Source organism: Lacunimicrobium album, from assembly GCF_052161635.1.
Classification (GTDB): Bacteria; Planctomycetota; Planctomycetia; order Planctomycetales; family Planctomycetaceae; genus SXPC01.
In genome coordinates, this window is the sequence record NZ_CP197413.1 from 4,662,425 (window position 1) to 4,682,091 (window position 19,667).

At 55.6% G+C, this 19,667-nt stretch carries 15 protein-coding genes; 4 read left to right on the plus strand and 11 right to left on the minus strand.

Features of this window, described 5'->3' with window-relative positions; translation table 11 throughout:
* Positions 1-11: 11 nt before the first annotated feature.
* From SH248x_RS18730 to SH248x_RS18765, 8 genes are all read right to left on the minus strand, one after another.
* Positions 12-437 (minus strand): DUF7919 family protein, encoded by a 426-nt coding sequence (locus tag SH248x_RS18730; RefSeq protein WP_459555844.1) that lies wholly within the window; start codon positions 435-437, stop codon positions 12-14.
* 233 nt (positions 438-670) lie between these two features.
* Entirely contained in the window at positions 671-1,204 is a 534-nt protein-coding gene (locus SH248x_RS18735) for a hypothetical protein (RefSeq protein WP_459555845.1), read from the minus strand.
* A gap of 179 nt (positions 1,205-1,383) precedes the next feature.
* Positions 1,384-1,911, minus strand: a complete 528-nt coding sequence (locus SH248x_RS18740; protein ID WP_459555846.1) for a hypothetical protein — start codon at positions 1,909-1,911, stop codon at positions 1,384-1,386.
* 236 nt (positions 1,912-2,147) lie between these two features.
* On the minus strand, positions 2,148-2,801 hold the full coding sequence (locus tag SH248x_RS18745) for a hypothetical protein (protein WP_459555847.1): 654 nt from the start codon (positions 2,799-2,801) through the stop codon (positions 2,148-2,150).
* 97 nt (positions 2,802-2,898) lie between these two features.
* On the minus strand, positions 2,899-6,162 hold the full coding sequence (locus SH248x_RS18750) for an efflux RND transporter permease subunit (protein WP_459555849.1): 3,264 nt from the start codon (positions 6,160-6,162) through the stop codon (positions 2,899-2,901).
* A 142-nt stretch (positions 6,163-6,304) separates the two neighbouring features.
* Positions 6,305-7,804 (minus strand): efflux RND transporter periplasmic adaptor subunit, encoded by a 1,500-nt coding sequence (locus SH248x_RS18755; RefSeq protein WP_459555850.1) that lies wholly within the window; start codon positions 7,802-7,804, stop codon positions 6,305-6,307.
* A 173-nt stretch (positions 7,805-7,977) separates the two neighbouring features.
* Complete coding sequence (locus tag SH248x_RS18760; protein ID WP_459555851.1) at positions 7,978-8,427, minus strand: hypothetical protein; 450 nt, start codon at positions 8,425-8,427, stop codon at positions 7,978-7,980.
* 268 nt (positions 8,428-8,695) lie between these two features.
* Complete coding sequence (locus SH248x_RS18765) at positions 8,696-10,180, minus strand: TolC family protein (RefSeq protein WP_459555852.1); 1,485 nt, start codon at positions 10,178-10,180, stop codon at positions 8,696-8,698.
* Positions 10,181-10,354: 174 nt separating this feature from the next.
* Here SH248x_RS18765 and SH248x_RS18770 point away from each other — a divergent pair, with 174 nt between their 5' ends.
* The gene (locus SH248x_RS18770; RefSeq protein ID WP_459555853.1) at positions 10,355-10,648 is read left to right on the plus strand and encodes a hypothetical protein; all 294 of its coding nucleotides are present in this window, start codon (positions 10,355-10,357) and stop codon (positions 10,646-10,648) included.
* A gap of 407 nt (positions 10,649-11,055) precedes the next feature.
* Positions 11,056-11,439, plus strand: coding sequence for a hypothetical protein (locus SH248x_RS18775; protein ID WP_459555855.1), 384 nt, complete (start codon positions 11,056-11,058; stop codon positions 11,437-11,439).
* Between the two features lie 13 nt (positions 11,440-11,452).
* Here the strand turns inward: SH248x_RS18775 and SH248x_RS18780 are convergent, their stop codons facing one another.
* The 3 genes from SH248x_RS18780 to cutA all read right to left on the minus strand — a co-directional run bounded on the left by SH248x_RS18780 (position 11,453) and on the right by cutA (position 17,482).
* A complete protein-coding gene (locus tag SH248x_RS18780; protein WP_459555856.1) occupies positions 11,453-14,392 on the minus strand; it encodes an efflux RND transporter permease subunit in 2,940 nt (979 codons plus the stop codon).
* Between the two features lie 289 nt (positions 14,393-14,681).
* Positions 14,682-17,090 carry a tetratricopeptide repeat protein gene (locus tag SH248x_RS18785; RefSeq protein WP_459555857.1) on the minus strand — a complete coding sequence of 803 codons (2,409 nt, stop codon included), beginning with the start codon at positions 17,088-17,090 and terminating at the stop codon, positions 14,682-14,684.
* A 26-nt stretch (positions 17,091-17,116) separates the two neighbouring features.
* Positions 17,117-17,482, minus strand: a complete 366-nt coding sequence (cutA, locus tag SH248x_RS18790) for a divalent-cation tolerance protein CutA (protein WP_459558625.1) — start codon at positions 17,480-17,482, stop codon at positions 17,117-17,119.
* A gap of 412 nt (positions 17,483-17,894) precedes the next feature.
* Between cutA and SH248x_RS18795 the strand changes: the two genes are divergently transcribed.
* Both SH248x_RS18795 and SH248x_RS18800 read left to right on the plus strand, forming a co-directional pair.
* Entirely contained in the window at positions 17,895-18,443 is a 549-nt protein-coding gene (locus SH248x_RS18795; protein WP_459555858.1) for an inorganic diphosphatase, read from the plus strand.
* 79 nt (positions 18,444-18,522) lie between these two features.
* A complete protein-coding gene (locus SH248x_RS18800) occupies positions 18,523-19,524 on the plus strand; it encodes an ROK family protein (RefSeq protein WP_459555859.1) in 1,002 nt (333 codons plus the stop codon).
* Positions 19,525-19,667 lie beyond the last annotated feature (143 nt).

Below are 19,667 nucleotides of genomic sequence, written 5' to 3' on the forward strand. Positions count from 1 at the left end.
TTTTCAGTGTGTTAGGTATTCGGGGAAATCAACGCTCGGCCACCACTCGCAAGAAGGAGCTTCTTATAGTCCATTGTTCGAGTGTTCGGACAATTCATGACGGCGGCCAGAAATTCATCAGGTGGTTGATATCGATGCGCAGCAATATAGTGAATGATTAATTCCGGGCAGACGAAAATACGAGATCCATCAGGAACAAACAAATTCTTGGCACCGACGCATGGATCAAACTGACAGATGTCGCAGTCATGTGTCCCCATCGTGATAAACGGCTGCCAGGGATCACAGATTAGCATTTTCAGCTTTACATAGACCTCAACTGGGATTGGGCCAGTTGCAAAGTTCTGATCAACTCCCAGCCAGCCAACTGCAATCAGAGGGAATTGAGTGAACTCGCCAAAATAGTGACACAGACTTAAGTCTTGGATACTCGCCATGATCACACCTGCTTGTAATTTTTCGGACGGTAGAACACGTCCGTTCTCAAAACATACTTAATCCCCGACTCCGCCAGTACCCTTCTTGTTTTCGCTCATGACGGAACAGCAACGCCATTCCTGTCATCGGTTGAACGAGGATCTCGACCACTTTTCGCTCGCCATCCTGTTCGTGATACTCAAGAAACGCCGTCGCTCCGCCGAGGCTGTAAGAACCAGCTATGGCTGATGCTCTATTGGGCCGTATCGTTCTTGCTTGGGATGGTTGGGAAGTCTTCGTAGTTTGCTTTGGCTGGTTTCAGGATCAGTTCAGCTCGTACTTTCGAGTTGTAGGTCGATGTGTTGTGTGCCCGTCCTCGTGAGCCGCTCCAGTGTGCCTCCATCCTGACCGTTCCGATCGTGGCTGGTTTTTCGACTTCGACATCCTCAAGTCTCGTTCTAGTCGTCGTTACTGTAGGGACAATTTTCCCTCCACTGTATTCATGATCGATGGCTTCCAGTTTCTCGTATTCGACCTTGTACTTGCCATCGACGGGCTTGCTGAGTTTGCCTTTGACTACCGTCCAATGATCGCCGTTCTTGATTCTCGTGCGGAACGATGAACCGGGAGTCACGATAACTTCGGTGGAGTCCACAATGATCGGCTTGCCATCAGCAGTCGCTCTCCCTTCGACGACAGACTGGACCTGCAGTAGGATTTCCTCAGCATTGCAGGTTGCTGCAACAAACAAGATTGCCAGACAGGCACATAGGTGGAACGATTTCATCACGAAACTCCGTTTTCGCATGGCGAGCGATTTCAGGGCTTAGGCCCGGCGGTCGGATGTTCGCTCAGAAACCGTCGCCATGTCAACGTCAGTCGACTGGCGCGTCAGCGAGACCATGATCTCGAGCTTCACCCTTCTCCATGTCGGGAGAAGGGTGAATGATCGAGAGTCGTCTTCGATTAATGGTCATGATCGTGGTCGTGATCATGGCTGTGTTTGATTTCGCCGCGGTAGGCTTTGCCGTTGATGGTGACGTTGAGCTTTGGGGCTGCGTCGTGGGATTCGATGGCTTTGACCAGGTCGGCTTGTTTCAAGGTGAAGACCGATGACTTGCCGGTCGGATCAGTCGCGGCGGGGGTGGCAGTCAGTTTGTGTTGGGCGGGTTTGCCGTCCTGGAGGAGGTTGATGGTGAGCTCAGTGGCTTCGATCGGGACAGCTGTCTTGGCGGTACTATCGAGGATATAGATGGTGATGGAGTCGGCGTCGTGAGTCATTTCGGCGTGGTATTCTTCGTTGCCGAGTTCGATCAGGTCGCCGTGGTGCGGGCCTTCGCTGGGGTGGGCGTGGGCATGGCTATCGACGGTTGGCGGTGGCGGCTCGTTGACGGAGACGGAACTGTTATTGGGGGTGGTTGGCTTTTCGGCACAGCCGGTGAAGGAGAGGGCGAGCGAGGGGACGAGGACGGAGGTGATGAGAATGCGTTTCATGGGTTGCTCCACGGGATGTTGGTGTAAGGGACGAGAGGCAGGATAATCGATGATCAACCATCTTGCCTCCCGTGGGATGTAAACAAGCATTTGAAGATGTTCAGAGCTGATAGTTGCCTATAGTTAGAGGGGTGAGCGTGTGAAATTCTCATGCGTTCCCTCATCCGACCTCGAAGACTCGGCCACCTTCTCCCCGGGGGAGAAGGAACAGAAGACAACAGCGGCCCCTAAGAGAACTAGTGTTCGTGTTGGGTTTCAAAGCCGTTGGCTTTCAGCCAGCCCATCCATTTTTCGGCGGTGGGGTGATCGGCGAGGTGGATGTCGGTCCAAACGGGAGAGCGGTATTTGATGTCGGTGTGGCCGTCGTGCTGATCGACTTTTACTTCGCAGCCGACTTTCTTGAGCGTGTCTACGATCTGGGCCTGTTCGTTGCCACCGTTGCTGTGGATTGTTTTCCAGGTGACGAGGCGGAACTCGACGGCTTCGGGGCCTTGAGAGAAGGCGGCGTCTTTGTGGCCGTGGAAGACGTCAAAGCCGGCGCCTTTCAGCCAGCCTTCCCACTGGTGGGCGAGGTCGTGACTGGCGACGTTGAGAGTCTTCCATTCTTTGACGCGGTAGCGGACGTCGATGTGACCAGCGTGCCCACCCTTTTCTACTTCGCAGCCGAGTTTCTTGAGGGTCTGGAAGTGTTGCTCGGCTTTGGCAGGATCGTCGAAGTGGGCTTCTTTCCAGTCGGCTAGCTGAAAGCCGAGAGTTTCGCCCGAGTGGTTATGATCGCCATGTTCGGAATGATTATGATCATCGTGAGAATGTCCCTGGGCCTGAACCACGACGGGGATCGTCAGGCAAGTCAAGATGGCAGATAGAAAGGAGGCTTGGAAACGTATCATGGGAAGAGTCCTTGAGAAGTCGTTGGTTGAGGTTGTGAACGGTGTCCGGGGGGAGATTGCCTGGAGTTTGATTGAAACATCGAAGGCGAACTTGTGCCTATCGCTCACCCTCATCCGCCCTTCGGGCACCTTCTCCCCTCAAGGGAGAAGGAACGAATGCCGCTCCCCTCAAGGGAGAAGGGACGGAATTGTGAACTGCAATATGTTCTTCTGTCAGTTCAATGGTCTGACGCGAGGTGTTCACGACGCGCTGGGCATCTTTGAGGCCGAACAGAAGAAACAACGCAGGGTGGACGAAGAAGTCGAGTAACGTCGAGCTGATGAGGCCGCCGAGGATGACGGTCGCGATGGGGTACAGGATTTCTTTCCCGGCTTCGCCAGCGGAGAGAACGAGTGGAATGAGACCAATCCCCGCGGTCAACGCGGTCATAAGAACGGGGGAGAGTCGTTCGAGGCCGGCGCGGATGATCATGTGATGGGTGAAGCCTTCCCCTTCGTGCTGGACGAGGTGGAGGTAATGGTTGAGCAGAAGGATTCCGTTACGGGCGGCGATCCCGGTCAGGGAGATGAAGCCGATCATCGCGGCGATCGTGAGTGTCTGCCCCGTCAGAACTAGGGCCGTCACGGAGCCGATGAATGCCATCGGGAGAGCGGCCATCACTTGCAATGAAAGATTCGCTGAGCCGAACATGGTGTAGAGAGCCAGGAAGACGCCGATCATCGCGATGACGAAGAGAGCGGCGATGACGCGCGAGGCGGACTGCTGGCTTTCAAACTGGCCGCTGTATTCGACGAAATAGCCGGGCGGCATTTCGATCGGTGCGACGATCTTCTTGATCTCGTTGACGACATCGACGACACCTCGCTCGGAGACGTTGCACTGGATGACAACTCGTCGTCGGACGTTCTCTCTATTAACGGTATTGGGACCCCCCGATTCATAGATATGTGCGACAGCAGAGAGGGGAACGGTCCCGCCGTCGGGGATTTCGATCGAGAGGCGTTTCAGGGCGTCGATGTCCTCGCGGTAGTTTTCATTGAGGCGGACAACGAGGTCGAACGTGCGCTGGTCAATGAGGACTTCGGAGACAGTCGTTCCGTTCATCGCGGTGCCGATGAACTCGTTGACGTCAGCGGCGGAGAGGCCATAGAGCAGGAGTTTGTCTCGATCGAGTTCGATGCGCAGTTGAGGAATAATGACCTGAGGTTCGATGAGCAGATCGGTGACGCCGGGGACGAGGGCGATCTCCGCTTTCATCGCTTCCGCTTTTTGACGCAGGAGATCGAGGTCGTCGCCATAGATCTTGATACCGATCTGGGCTTTGACGCCGGAGATCATGTGGGAGATCAGGTGGGCGATCGGTTGCTCGACAGCCGTCACGATGCCGGGGATGTGCTCCATCGCCTTGCGGATTTCATCGAGCTGCTGTTCGCGGGTGCGAGGGGAGTTGGGATCGAGCTCGATGATGAACTCGGTCATGTTGACCCCTTCGGCGTGTTCGTCGAGTTCCGCGCGACCGGTGCGTCGGGCGAAGCTTTCGAGGTCGTCGATCTTCTTGAGCTCTTCTTCGACCGTGCGGTTGATGTCGTTGGAGGTCGCCAGCGACGTGCCAGGCGGGAGGACGACGTTGAGCTGGATCGTCCCTTCATTAAAAGCGGGGAGAAAGTCTCGTTCCAGTCGTGTGACGAAGAGCCCCGCCACAACCACAGCGGCAAGCGTGACGCCAAGGTTGAGATAAGGGAAGCTCAGACTGAAGCGAATGACCTTCTCCCCGACATATTTGAGACCACGCAGGAAGATGCCGTCTTTCTCTTCGCCCGTATGCTTCTCACCAGCCAGAAGCCAGTATGACAGGACCGGCGTAACAGTCAGCGAGACGATGAGAGAAGAGAGAATCGAGACGATGTAGGCGACCCCCATCGGTGCGAAGAGTTTGCCTTCCATCCCGCCGAGTGCGAACAGAGGCAGGAAGACAAGAATGACGATGATCGTGCCGAAGACGATCGAGTTCCGAATCTCGGTACTGGCTCGGTAGACGACGACGAGCGGGTGCAGCGGATTGCCGGCAAGACGATTCTCCCGAAGCCTGCGGAAGATGTTCTCGACATCGACGACGGCGTCATCGACGAGTTCCCCGATCGCGACGGCGATCCCGCCGAGGGTCATCGTGTTGATCGAAAAGCCGAAGATCGCGAACACGACGGCCGTCATGACGAGCGAGAGTGGGATCGCGGTCAGCGTGATGAAGGTCGTGCGGAAATTCATCAGGAAAATGAAGAGGATGATCGCGACGAGGATGACGCCGTCTCGAAGGGCTTCGACGACGTTCTCGACGGCTCGCTCGATGAAGTGCTTTTGCGAATAGACCGGCACGATGCGGACAGATTCGGGCAATGAAGGTTTGAGTTCTTCGATGGCCTTTTCGATGTTCTCTGTGACGAGGCGGGTATCGGCACCGGGTTGTTTGTTAATCGTCAGAATGACAGCAGGGCCACCCGACCAGGTCTGTTTATCAGACCGCATCCAGGCAGAGCTATCGCCACGTTTGACCTGGGCACCTTCGATGACTTCTGCCACCTGGCTGAGGGCGACGGGGCGCCCATCGCGGATCGTCACGACGACCTTCTGCAGATCCTGAATGCTTTGGATTCTGCCGAGAGCCCGAACGAGGAGTTCACTAGGGCCCTGGCGATCAAGGTAACCGCCAGTGGCGTTTTCATTACTGGCACGGACGGCTGCTTCGACTTGTTCCAGCGTGACGCCGAAGCGGAGAAGTGCTTCCGGATCGACGCGAACCTGGAACTGTTTGCGTTCCCCGCCCATGACGAAAATCTGCGAGACGCCGGGAATGGTGAGCAGGCGTTGGCGGACGATCCAGTCGGCGTCGGTGCGGAGTTCCATCGGATCGGTCGCAGGATCATCGCTCCACATGCCGAGCATGAGGATCTGTCCCATGATGGAGGAGATCGGGGCCAGTTGTGGCGTGATTCCGGTGGGGAGTCGATCTTGAACCATCTGCATCCGCTCGGCGACGATCTGTCGGTCCGTGTAGACATCGGTGCCATAGGCGAATTCGACATAGATGACCGAGATGCCAACGCCCGACGAGCTACGAACTGCTTCGACGCCGTTGGCTCCGTTCATTGTCGTTTCGAGGGGAAACGTGATCAGCGACTCGACTTCTTCCGGAGCCATCCCCGGTGCTTCGGTCATGATGACGACACGCGGGCGATTGAGATCCGGGAAGACATCGATGGGCATCTGCGTCGCCTGCCAGGTGCCGTATCCGATGAGGAAGAGGGCGAAGGCGATGACCAGCAGTTGCTGTCGGAGAGCGAATTGGATGATGGCGTTGAGCATGACCTGGGCGTTTTATGTAGGGTCCGCTGTGTGGACCAACAATGGACGTTCAATGACAAGATGGACGGGCGAATGGTGAGTGGTTATTCATTGCGTTTGTAAATGATCACCTCGATTGACGGTCCGCACAGCGGACCCTACGTCAGTGGTTGTGACCGGCGTGGGGGTCGACTCCGCCGCCGGATTTGTTTTTGAGGGCCATCTGCATCTGGTGGGCCGAACGCAGGGCGATGACGTCGCCGGGGTAGATCGTGCCATCGTAGGCGATGACGGCGCTCGATTGATCGCGGTACTTGACGTGGACCGGGATGCGGTCGAAGTGGTCGCTGTTCTGCTGGAAGACGAACCAGTCGGCTCCATCTTTGACGACCGCATCGACCGGGACGACGATCTGTTCCTTCCACTCTTCAACGGGAACGCGGAGCTGAAGTCGCTGGCCCGGGCGGTATTTCCAGGAGACGAAACGCTGGCCCTCGGCGTTGGTCTGATCCCGGACGATCTGGTTGGGAAGGTTGACGAACAGGGAAAGCGAACGGGTTTCTGCGTTGACCGCGTTGCCGACGAAAGCGAGCTTCAGGTCGTTGAGGACGGCTTCATTCCCTTCATTCGGGAAGATCGCGGAGACCGGCCATCCCATCTCAGCGGACTTGGTGATGGCCGACGAATCCTGTTCGAAGGCCTGACCTTCGATGTACAGCAGATCGTAATCAGCGAGCGTACAGAGAAGTTCGCCCGCGGTGACCGACTGGCCTTTGTGGACGTTGAGTTGCTCGATGATCATCGGAGCCAAGCTGGCAGGGTGACTGCGAAAGGAAATCGTTCTCGCGAGGCCACTGAGTTTGAGCTCAGCGTCGTCGTCCTCATGGTCATGTTCATCAATGGCGGGCGCCACAATGCTGAGATCTCGCAGGAGTTGTCTTTTCTGGACAATCTCGTTGACCTGCCGCTCGGAGAGGCCATGCAACTTCAGAGCTTCGCGCTGAGCGCTCAGAAGTGCTTCGAGTTTTTCCTTGGCATAGCGACGCTCGAGAAGCGTCTTGGCGGGAACGGCTCCGCTGGCGGTCACTTCTTCCAGTCGGACGATTTCCCGATTCTCGACTTCCAGTTCCCCCAGCGATTGCAGGAATTGTGTTTGCGTGGTGACGAGGTCTTCGTGTGTCAGTCGGAGCTCGAACATCAGCGTGCCGGGCTGGATGGCTTCTCCCGTGACGGCGTGAACGTGTGTGACGACCCCCGTCAGCGGAGTCGAGACTTTGATCTGGGTACGTCCGGGTCGCGGGACGACGATCGCAGGGATAGTGATTGTGCGCCGATAATCGGACAGTTGGATGGGCTTGAGAAACTCGTCGGTCAGGCCGAGATTCTTGCGTGCCTGTGCGCTGAGTTCGAGGGACGAAGAATCATCGTGAGCATGGGCGTGGTCGCCGTGATCATGATCGCCGTGATCGTGACCTTCATGGCCTTCCTCGCCATGGCCTGCTTCCTCGGTCGACTTCGTGCGACTGCCGGCAATCGTCTGGTCGATCCAGGACGACAGACGTGGCCACCACATGCCAGAGGTCACGATCCCGACGATGACGATTCCGGTCACACACAGACGCCAGAACCATTTCGAAATACTTTGGCTACGAGCAGAAGTCATGATGCACCAGTAATGGAATGCCCGTCAGATCCGCGACCGAAAGGAAGCGGAATCCGCGCAGAATGTGATTTGAAGATCGAAGCGATTTTACGAGAGATGCTGCGAACTGATTTCGTCAGCGATCGATCAAAGCCGAGGCGTCACGTCGGACGTCTCACAGGAAAAGCAAGGTCTTACAACTGCCAGCGATGCAAGTGCGCGCAGGACTCTAAAGCGGAGCCGGGACTGCTGATATCGGGCAAATCATGGCCAATTGTCGAGTTCTGCACAGCGACTGGTGAGCCTGTGACAAGAACATTCGCAAGGTCGCAAAGGGTCCAAGAGGAGATATCGACCAGGGGCACCGTGTCGTTGGATTCGACGTAGGAGCATTCCACTTCGTCACAGTCGCCGTGGTGTTCAGGATGCTCAGCAGGCTGCTCATCAGCAGAATTGCCTGTCGATTCAATCGGGCTGTGATGATGGCTGCAATTTGAATGAGGGTGTTTATGTTCGACGATGACTGTGATCGAATCATCCCCCGTGGCGGCTTCGGTCGCATGAACGTGGTGTGCACAACAGCCGAGCATCACATGACCGGCGAAGGTCACGATCGTCAGCAGTTTGAGGCACAGGGAGAACATGGGAAACTTTCGGGATTGTGCAGATTGCAGGGCTCAGAACATGACCCATCTTCTTCATCGTGTCAAGGTCAGGCTGAACTTGAGACAGTTCCTAAGGACGCCGTGGATTTCCGGAATCACGAGTACGCAATCGGGATGCCAGAGACGCGCGAGACTCGCAAAATTGGTGCAAACTGCTAGCTGGATTCAGTCTACGCCCCAGACCGCCCGCAGTGAACGGGCAAATCATGACGCAAACTGAAAACACTCTGACACCACTCTGACAACATTATTCCTGGCCAAATGTCTGGCCGCGGAGACTATCGTCCAGACCCGCATCTTCAACAGCCGCCAGCCCGCCAGTGAGCAGCAGTCCGTTGACCTGAGCTTGAGCCGACGCGAGGTTCGACAGCGACTCGATGTAACGCAGGTTGGCTTCGTAGAACGTCTGTCGCACAACGAGCACCTGCAGGAACGCGAACTCACCAGCGTTGTAAGCCTGCTCAGCGAGGTCGAGGGTTTCCTGAGCCTGCGGCAGGATCTCTTTATTGTACTTCTCGACGGCGACGCGTGCAGAGTCATATTCCTTGGCAACTTGAGCCAAGCGGGCCTGAATGTCCATTTCGAGTCGTCGAACTTCGTGAGTCGCTTTGCAGTACGCAGCGTACGCAGCGGAGATATTGCCCTGATTCTGATTGAAGACGGGAATCGGGGCACTCACTTGCAGGTTGATCAAACCGTTTTCGGTCCCGCGATCGATCCCGGCGCCGAGTTGCCCAGTGATGTTCGGAATCGCCTGGACTTCCTGACGGGACAGGTTCGCCCGAGCCTGGGCCACTTTCGCACGGGCGGCGTGGAGTTCCGGGCTCGTTTGCAGCAGGTTCTCGAAGGTTTGATCCCAGTTGGTCAGCGAGGCTTCTGTGGGGAGTTCACCAGCGAGCTTTGATGGTTGCAGATAAGGCACGCCGACGACGGAAGCGAGTTCCTTCCAGGCGGCGTTGTAAGCGAACTGAGCCTGTTGCAGCTGGACATCGACTTCGTTGAGTTGAATGCGAGCCTGCAGAACGTCCGTCTTGGCAGCTTCGAGGGCTTCGTTGCGTTTTTGTGCCAGGTCGACCCCTTGAGAAGCGACGCCGCGGAATTCTTCGATGATTTCCAGGCGTTTCTGGGCGGCCAGGGCTTCATAAAATCGCATGCGGACATCGGTCATCACGCGGTAGGTTTGCGACTGGTAATTCCAGCGCTGGACTTCGACGGCTTGTCGCATGACCTGTTCGTTCAATTGCAGCTTATTGGCTGTGACGAATTGCTGCTCAATGAAGACGGTGTGCTGGTCGGTGTTTTTGTCGGCTAGCTGCGTTGCGTTGTAGCCGACGGTCGGGTTGGCTTTGCGGCCGACTTGCGAACGGAGCGCATTGGCTTGTTGTGCCGAAGCAGCCTGTTGTGACAGCGTCGGGTTATTCGACATGGCCAATTGCTCGAACTGATCCAGCGTCAGGCCGAGCGTTCCTTGGGCGGATGTCTGGAGAATGCTGGAGGCGTTCGTTCCGCTATCATCGGCTGGGCGAACGTCGGCAGACATCACATCAGCGGAGGCGAGCTGGACAGAAGGCTCGGATTTGATCGGAGCCTGAGCGGCCTGTTCGGTGACTGGCTGCAGTGGGGGGGCGTAAGACTTTTCTGCAACCGTGTTGCGCGATCCCGCACAACCGGAAACAGCCACCAGAAGTAGCGCTGCGTGAGAGAATTTTTTAAGAGATCGTTGTGGGCTCATGAGATCGCTCCAGGTGAAAGAGAACGGGAATCGGAGAGAAACGGGGGTCGATTCCAGTTCAACTTAAACCTGCATCCGGATCACTCCGAACCTGAATAGAGGAGGTGGATGATCTATCTTTAAAGCGCCGCGTGTTCTATCGGTCAGCGAGTTTTCAAAACAAGCAAGCGCGACATGTCGACAAAATCCGACGGGCGAACAATCGAGATCGACGATGCGCAGAATCATGTGATCTGCCTGCTGGCACTCCGGACAGGGCTGATGGTCGTGAGGAGTCCGGGAGGGCGACTTCCAGACATGACCGTCGTCGAGACGACTCTTGTCGCATCGATGGACGCTGCAGCGTTGAGACAATTTCTCAGCGTGGTGGCATTCGCCTTCGCAACGAAGCTCGTGAGCACAGATCATCTTGCACGAGCAGGGCGATACCTGGAACGCGAGCATCAGCGTCGCGATGAGGATCGATAAAAGTCTGGACTGAAACATGCCTGGCCATCCCTGGCGATTGGGTTCGAAGGCATCATGCCTTGTCTTCTTGTTTCGACGAAAGCCAACCGCGTCGGTCACGATGCGACCGCCAGTTGAGGACTTTACCGACAATCACAATCACTTCCCGACGCACAACCGAAAGAACCGTTACAGTTTCCAGACGGCTGGAATCCCGAGAAACTCAGCTGTTCACCTGATTTCGGAGAAGCAATGTGATCACGATGGATGATATTTCGAACAGCCGATGCCTCACCACTGGAGGATTCTCACACATCGGTTCCGTTTGAGGTTCGCTCGAAACATTCAGGACGACTGGTCCCCTGCGGCGAATCGATTAGAATGAATTCCGTGTCGACAGTTGAACACGCCCGCGGGAGATTCTTGCCATGCTGCAGATTGTACTGCCGAATCGAACGACCTTTGAACCGAACGAGACGATCGACCTGATGGTCGCCTGGTCGCTGGAGAAGACGCCCCAGTCGCTGGAGCTGCGACTGGTCTGGAATACGGTCGGCCGGGGGACGCAGAATCTCGAGATCGCGCACACCGAAGTCTTTCACCCTGATGCAGAGACCGGACAGGAGCGCCTCAAGCTCACCCTGCCCGCTGGTCCATATAGTTGCCAGGGAATCATTGTTTCGGTCCTGTGGGGAATCGAGCTGGTGGTCCTGCCCAGTGAGCAGTCGACGCGCGAAGAGATCATCATTGGACCGGGTGGAAAATCAGTCCAGCTGAAATCCTATGTCGGTGGCGAGGCGATGCTCGGGTAACAGCGTTCGCTGATCAGCGGCTGTGCTGACGTCGACCTTTGCCTTTGCCGGCCTTGGACTGGATGTGTGGACCGTGTGGCTTCTCTGCGGCGTGAGAACCCATGGTGGTGTTGCTGTTGGTTGTCATATAGGGGACCAGACCCGGTGTTGAATCGGCAGAGTCGGCGTTCTCGACTTGAGCAGTTGATTGTGCATCCGTTTGCATTCTCTTCTCGCGTTCGACCGTCTTCTCGACCATCATGCCGATTGGACCTGCCATTAAAGCAGGAAGAAAAACAACACTGCTACACATCGCCATAATGGCAAATGCACTCGTCAGCATACCGAAGTTGTTCACGAGCGGCAGATCAGCCAAAGCCAACATCGACAGGCTGATCGCAACGATAGCGCTCGTCTGGGCAATCGCAGGACCGCTATGACTCATGGTCGCAGCAACCGCTTCCTCACGAGTTTTTCCTCGCATGAGAGACTCGCGGAACCAGGTCAGCATGTGCAGCGTACTGCTGACAGTCATGCCCAGCCCGACCAGAGCAGTCAACAACATGCCCGTGTTGGCACGAATGCCAGCCAGTGACATCACACCGAAGACAGCCACAAGTGGCATGGCATTAGAAAGTAGACTCAACAATCCGCCCCCCGCGCTGCGCAGCATCATGGTCGAAAGAAGCGCCGTCGCGACGAAGGTCAACAGGACACCCTTTTTCAGGCTGTCGACGAATGCGAGCTGAGTTTGCAGGAAGACCGGAGTGATGCCGGTGACAAGGTGCGTCGCTGCTCCATTGGCAGTGACCCCTGCAGTCGCCAGTTCGGCACGGACAATCGAATCGAGTTCACTCAGCAGTTTGATGTTGTCATCGTCGGTCATCAGGAAACTCTCTGCGGTGATCCGCCAGATTTCATCACCCGATTTCGCGAGGGCTTTGTCACCTGGCTTGTTGCCATCGACGTCGGCGCTGGCAAAAGTCAGGAAGTTGCGAGCCCCTTCGACTTCGCCCGCTTTGATTCGATCCAGCACTTCCGAGGCTTCACGATTGTATTTGACCTTCACGAAGAAGGGGGCATCTTCCGCAGGTGGCTGGGTGACAGGACGGAAGTCAGCAAGTGACATCGTGCCCGCGATACCAGCATGTTCGCCAAGTCGTTTCTCGATGCGGCGAACGATTTCCAGACGGTCGAAGAACTGCGTATCCTCTTGAAACTTCTGATCAAACTTGATGATCGCATCGACAGGCACCACTCCTGTCAGAGTGTCTTCGATGAAGAAGTAATCCTGCACAATTCTGGAGGAGTCAGCGAAAGACTTGATGACTTTCGTTTCCGTCTGAAACGAACGCAGTCCAAACAGCCCGACTGCGAGCAGCATGACATTGACACCCGCGATCGGCAAACGCCAGCGATACATGAACAGGCCGATGTGATACCAGGCGGAGGAGTCTTCATTCGTCGTCACGTTCTTCGACGAACCATCCCACAACTGCATCAGGCTCGGCAGTCCCAGCAGTACAACGACCGCGGAAATCGCCATGCCGATCGAAGAATAGAGTCCGAACTCGCGGACAGGTTCCAGGTGACTGGTCATCAAAGATGCCAGTCCGACAATCATCGCGACGGATGTCAGTACACATGGCAGCGTGGCGAGTTGCATAGCATCACAGACCAAGGCTCGTGGTCTGGTTTGTCGCCAGTAACTGGTGAGATGAAGCGCGCTGGAAAGTGTCAGCACGAATAACAACGTCGGCATGATCGCAAGGACCATGTTGATCGCCCCACCGGTGACTGAGACCACCGCAAGGGTCGCGATCGTGACATAAACAGAGACAAAGACAACGAGCACAGCCAGCCGCAGACTTCGAACAAGAATCAGCGAGAGAACAAAGCCGACCAGACACGAGGTCAGCATCACACTGCGTTCATGAATCTTCCATAGCGGAGCAGCCGGATTCCAGGCAGCTTTCAACAGATCCTGATTGAGACGCGAGGCTGCGACTGGGCGTCCCCCCATGCGAACGTCGGACTCGGGAACCCCGGCCTTGGTACAGGCGTGTTTGATTTGTGCGAGAGCTTCGCGTCGGTGTTCCTGCCCGGCATCGGTCAGCATCACAACCATCGCGACTGGAGACCCAGCCGAGAAAAAAGCATCCTCAATGAGTGGCTCGCCGTCAGGATACGCCTGACTCGTGCGCCCTTTCATGTTCTTGATGGCTTCGACGACAGTACTCGTCCCTGTGGTTTTCGCGAGAAGTCCCTGCCAATAGAGTTGGCCATCATGCAGCGGAATCTCGGGAGCGGGAACTTCGATCACTTCGGCGGCTTCAACACGTACCGAGTCAGCAGTCAGATTATCATCAAACGTTTCCGAGACCGCGTTCTCATCGAATTTTGAGAAATAGCTCCCCTGCCACAGGCTGACAGCCGGCATGATGGTGACATCACGATCCACCATGCGTTTGGCCAGCTGAGCGGCTTTTTCAAGCGTCTGCTGTTGATGGAGACGCCCTGCTTCGGTGAGACGAATCTTCAGAGCGCCGCGTCCGATCAAAACCCCTTCAAGTCGCCTGGTTGCTTCCGTTGGTTCGACCTCTTGAGCGGCGATTCGGCTGGCGACTTCCTGAGGCGTGAGAACGCCCTCAATGTACGGCGAGCCGCCTCGTTTGACCTGCTCCTGATCGAGAGTTCCTTCGAGGGTCTTTTCGATCACCGGGATGCGAGGATCGTCGAGAGTGCTGCCGTTCCAGGTGACGATCGCGCGGTTCTCATTTGGAAACGCAGACTGATACCAGCTGAGAAGTCGCGTCTGAGAATCGGAATCGGGCAGCCAGGCTTCAACCTCGTTCTTCATTTCGAGATTGCTGATCGAGAAGTAAAACAGGGGCATGAAGAAGCACAGCCCGGCGAGAATCCAGATGGCAGATCCGTTGCCCCAGGGATCCCGTTTTTCCATGAACGTTTTCATAAGGCATCTTTCGTCGACGTGTCCCTGTGATCACAACCACGTGTGATCAGGAAGACGTGCGTCGCTGCGCCGGATTCGACAGAACGCCGAAATCAGACGGAAGTAAGACAGGAACATCGCTGCCCGAAAGTCTTGCGAGCATCCTGCGCGCAAGTGACCCAAGGACCGCGATGAGTATTCGGGGGGCGAGTTTAACTGGACCTGTCAATCTCGGAAAGAGGCCTTCTGAAGGCTCGGCGAGTCTTACAATCTGCTGTCAATCTGGGCAAAGCACATGTGAGCAGCGGTCTTATTCGACCGCTTTTTCAGTAGCGGTTTTCGGCGTCTCGTCGGTCGGTACGGCAGTCGTGGTCGGTGCAATCTGTTCGATGTACGGCTTTTTCTGGCGATAGAGTTCTCGTCGCTCGCTGATGACTTTCGCAAAGTCTGGTAAATTGAGCTCCTGGGCGCGACCGATCGCAGAATCAGCAGCGCTCACGGCAACGTCATACTGACCATCAGCGGCAAGGGCGGCTGCCAGGGTGTTCAGCGCGAACGGATCGATCTTTCCTTCGACTCCATCGGCTCCTTTCTGGCGTTGTGCATTACAGACTTCTTTCGCCAGATCGACCGCTGTCACGGAGTCGCGGAGTTCCTCATTCGGCATTGTAGCCAGATACCAGGCGAGCTGACGTTTGAAGTCCATCATCTTGGGATACTGACTGACCAGCGTGACCAGATCACGGATCGCTTCTGCCTGCCGTCCGGTCATCATGAGTGGAAACGTGCGGCCATAGCGAGCTTGAATCTCCTGAGGAGTTTTGGCGAGGATTTCATCATAGATCGCCAGCGCCTCGGTCATCTGACCTTGAGCCTGCTTGAGCTTGGCTTTAATAAGATATGCTTTTAAGAGACGTGGATGTGACTGGATTGTCTGGTCAAGCAACGAAGTCGCCAGATCGAGCTGCACATTACGAGTAATCAATGACTCAGCATGTTCAATATTGAACGCAGCGAGTACTTCGTCCGTTCGTTTCTGATCGAACGAAGGTGACGTACGCATCAGCTCGATCTGCTTATCGAGTTGCACGCGGGCGAGGTCGAATTGCCCGGTCGCTTCGTAAAGACTCTGGAGACGCTGATGAAGTTCAAGAAGATCAGCCTGGCGGAACGAGCGACTGTTCTGAGCCACGAGGTACTGCGCGATCGCCTCATGCAGGTCACCCTTCGTCTCAAAAATCTTGGCCAGATAAAGGTGATAGTTGCCGATTTTCGGATCGCCGGGTTTTGACCTGGCGATCGCTGAATCCCAGGCAACCGCTGCGTAGTCGAGTTCCTTATCCTCATACGCCATGAAGCCGATCGCTGAATATGCATCCGGGTTATGAGGCGTAGTTTTGACGACCGATTTCCAGAAGACTTTCCTGTCGGCGAATTTCTGATGCTCACCATAGCTCAACGTCGAAGCAAATCCGTAGACGATGATCACAAGCCCCGCGATGACCGATCGCATCACGGCAGCCGGAGCCTGAATTCGATTGAACACCACGCTCAATAAGGCTTGAACAAGGCAGGCAATTCCGGCCACAAACACCACCAGCGGCAAGTACATGCGATACTCGGCATACGCATCACTGGTCTCCATCAGACAGCGGGGAATCAACAACCAGCTGAAGACCGCAAGCAGAGTTCCGATTCGTCGGAGAAATAGTGGCGAGAGCAGGAACATCAGCGAAATGACAGACAACACCAGCACAGAACTGCTTGGCCCAGTTGCATCAACAATCGGCCATCGATAGTCGGCACACAAGTCGGCTGGCGCGAAGCTGTTCATCAGATAGCGGACAATGACATCTGGTTGCGCGTTCACATAACCCCATGTGAGCGGACCGTCCACGATTTTGCTGATCCCGCCCGTCATGAGATGAAGTCCAAGAACAGCGATGATGATCACACTATAGCAGGAAGACACCAGCCAGCGGCGTTTCAAAATTGTGGCAAGCGATTCCCTGGAAACCCCGTACTCGATGACCATCACAATGATCGGCATGAACAGGACAACGGGCTTGCAGAGCGAACCAACAGCAAAACAGATTACGGCAAGCAGCGACAACCAGCGATAACCCCACCAGCCTGCCAGATGAAAGAACAGCATGCCCGCCGAAAACATCGACGCCAGTAACTCCGGACGATTCGACGCGAAGCTGACCGTTTCACTCGTCAGCGGGTGGACCGACCACAGCAACGTTATCACAAACGCAAAAAGCTCTCCGCCGAGATTGTTCCCAGTCGCCAACTCAAGACGCTTGAACGCAATGCACAACGACAGAAAGATGAGGAGCGTCGTCATGAGATGAAAACCAGCGTTTGTCATCTGCACAGCACGTGCATTGAGCAAACCCATGGAATTCTGGACGACGAAGGTGAGTTCAGAAATCGGCTGCGTGCTTTGTGTGAAGCTAAGGCCCAAGCGGGTCCAGATCGATGCCTCCGCTCCGCCTCGAACGCCAGAGGCAATCGAAGCCATATCGGGTCCCACGAACTGAAAATTCCAATGATTGATCAGCGGCAGCGCAGCGAGGAAAACCAAAACCAGCGACAGCCAGAACGCAGGCCACAGTGACGAGCTGGAAGTTTGCTGCTGACTGCCTGCGGTCGACTCGACAGTGGATGTGTTCGAGACATTGGGATCGAACACGGGATTGATAGGCAGGACCATTCAGAATTCTGTTTCTTGGGCAGGGCTTAACTGGTCGAAGTGTCGGTCGAACCCGACAGCAGCGACTTGAGCCACTTGGTGTAATCCGGATTCACGGAATCGAACGACCAGCAGATGACACATGGGACATCGTAGGAGTGCAACTCAAGGATGGCCTGAGTCGCAGCGTCGACGTTCCGATTTGACGTCTTGACCAGCAGGACCGCCTCATTCGACTCCGTCAACACGCCTTCCCAGACATATTGGGAAGTCATGCCAGGCAGGATGTTCGTACAAGCAGCCAGCTGTCGCTCGATCAGCGTTCGGCCGATCGTCCTGGCTTCGTTCTGATCGCTCGTGGTCACATACAGGATGGAAAAACGATCACAATCGGGTGTCTGGGAATTCGCCATCGTCACGAGGACGTCCTTGGAAATGCGGCATCCGTCGCAACTTGATGCCATCAATGATTAACATATGCGGAACTGTGTGTGATTATCTTTAACGGGACGTTCAGATTTCATGAACACCCGAATCATCCCTTGGCAACCAACCCGTTTCGAGTGATTGGTAGAATTTCAGCTCGTCAAAGTCGTCACAGGACGAGTCAGCGCACACATCGGCATAGTCAACGCGACAAATTGCAAGGGATACTCTGGTAATAGAAGCATCTCAGGCGTTATAGTTGCAGAATTCACATAACGTATCATCTGTCAGCAATTTCGGACAGTTTCTCGTTCAAAATTGCATCGATCGATAGTATCTGTCCACTCCAACTGCTCACTTACCAGACGCGCCGAAATCGGCTCTCTCCGAAAGGTCACCATGACTCACCCCTGGCATGACGTCACTCCAGGAGACGATCTTCCTCGGACCTTCCAGGCTGTCATCGAAATCCCGATGGGTTCGAGTATCAAATATGAACTCGACAAATCGACCGGACTGCTGCGTCTGGACCGGATGCTTTATTCAGCCGTCTATTATCCAGCCAACTACGGTTTCATCCCGCAGACTCTCGCCGAAGACGACGATGCCCTCGACGTCCTCGTGATGTGCAAAGAATCGGTCGCCCCGCTGACCCTGGTCAACGCCCGCGCCATCGGTCTGATGACCATGATCGATTCGGGCAAGAAGGATCACAAGATTCTGGCCGTCGCGCTCGATGACCCCGAATACAACAACGTCACCGAAGTCGCTGAATTGCCAACGCATCGCATGAATCAACTGCGGCGTTTCTTTCAGGACTATAAAATGCTTGAAGGCAAATCAGTCGAAGTGAATACCATCCAGGAAGCCTCCACGAGTTGGCCAATTATCGAGGAAGCGCTCGAAGCCTACAGCACGCAGCGACGGAAAGGTTTCTACCGCAAGTAAGAAGTTTCCCTTCCAGACAAGCTGTCCTGTTTTCTCTCGTCTGTTTCCCTTTGGTCATGTCAATTAGTTACGGTGAAGAATGTCCCGACAACCAGCCACTCGATATCTCGGCATTGATGTCGGCGGCACGAACATCAAAGTCGGGCTGACCGATGACCAGGGACACGTTCTCGCCTCGACCAAAGTCGATACCGACATTGAGGAAAGCCTGGAGGCTGGCCTGAAGAACATGACGCAGGCCGTCAAGGATGTTCTGTCTCAGATCAATATCTCGATCAACGATGTCGCCGCGATCGGCCTGGCCTGCCCGGGCCCCATGGACATCAAAGCAGGACGTCTTCTTCAACTGGCCAACCTGCCGACATGGCGCAACGTTAATATCCGCGACATCGTCGCTGAACGTCTGGGTCGACCGGTCATTCTGCAGAACGACGCCAACGCCGCAGCTTACGGCGAGTACTGGGCAGGTGCTGCTCAAAACGCCGAGATCATGGCATTGATCACACTGGGAACCGGGATCGGCTCAGGCGTCGTCATCAAAGGCGAGATCCTCGAAGGGGCCCATTCTCACGCTGCTGAGTATGGCTTTATGATTATCCAGACCGATAACGGCCGCGAGCACCCCGGCGGAGGATATCATGGCGTTCTTGAGTCGTATGCGAGCTCTCGCGCGTTGATTATCAGAGCAGTGCATCGTCTTCAATCAGGTGATCCATCGACGCTGAGCAATCTGCTCGGCAAGAAGGACGAACTCACTCCACTGGCGATCATGCAACATGCCGAAGCTGGCGATGTCCTCGCACATGAACTGGTCATGGACGTCGCCCGCTACATCGGCGTCGGCATCGTCTCCATGATGCACACGATGAACCCGGAAGTCATTCTCCTCGGTGGAGCAATGACATTCGGCCAGCTCGCAACCCGGACAGGACGAGACTTCCTGGCGGGCATCAAAAAAGAAGTCAAAGATCGTGCGTTCGCGATCCCTGCGGCACGGACTCGCATCGACTTCGCTCAACTCGGCGGCAGCGCCGGTTTCATCGGAGCCGCCGGCTGGGCCGCCAAGTCATTTCGCGTTTAATCCCGCTCATCAGTGCAAGACGCAGTCTTCTTGCTCATCGTAGGGTGCTGGTGAGGCTTTGCGAACCGCACCAATTGTGCAAACGAACGTCGTTTTGGCGCGGTTCGAAATCTTACCTGCAACCTACATTTCTCGCACAACTG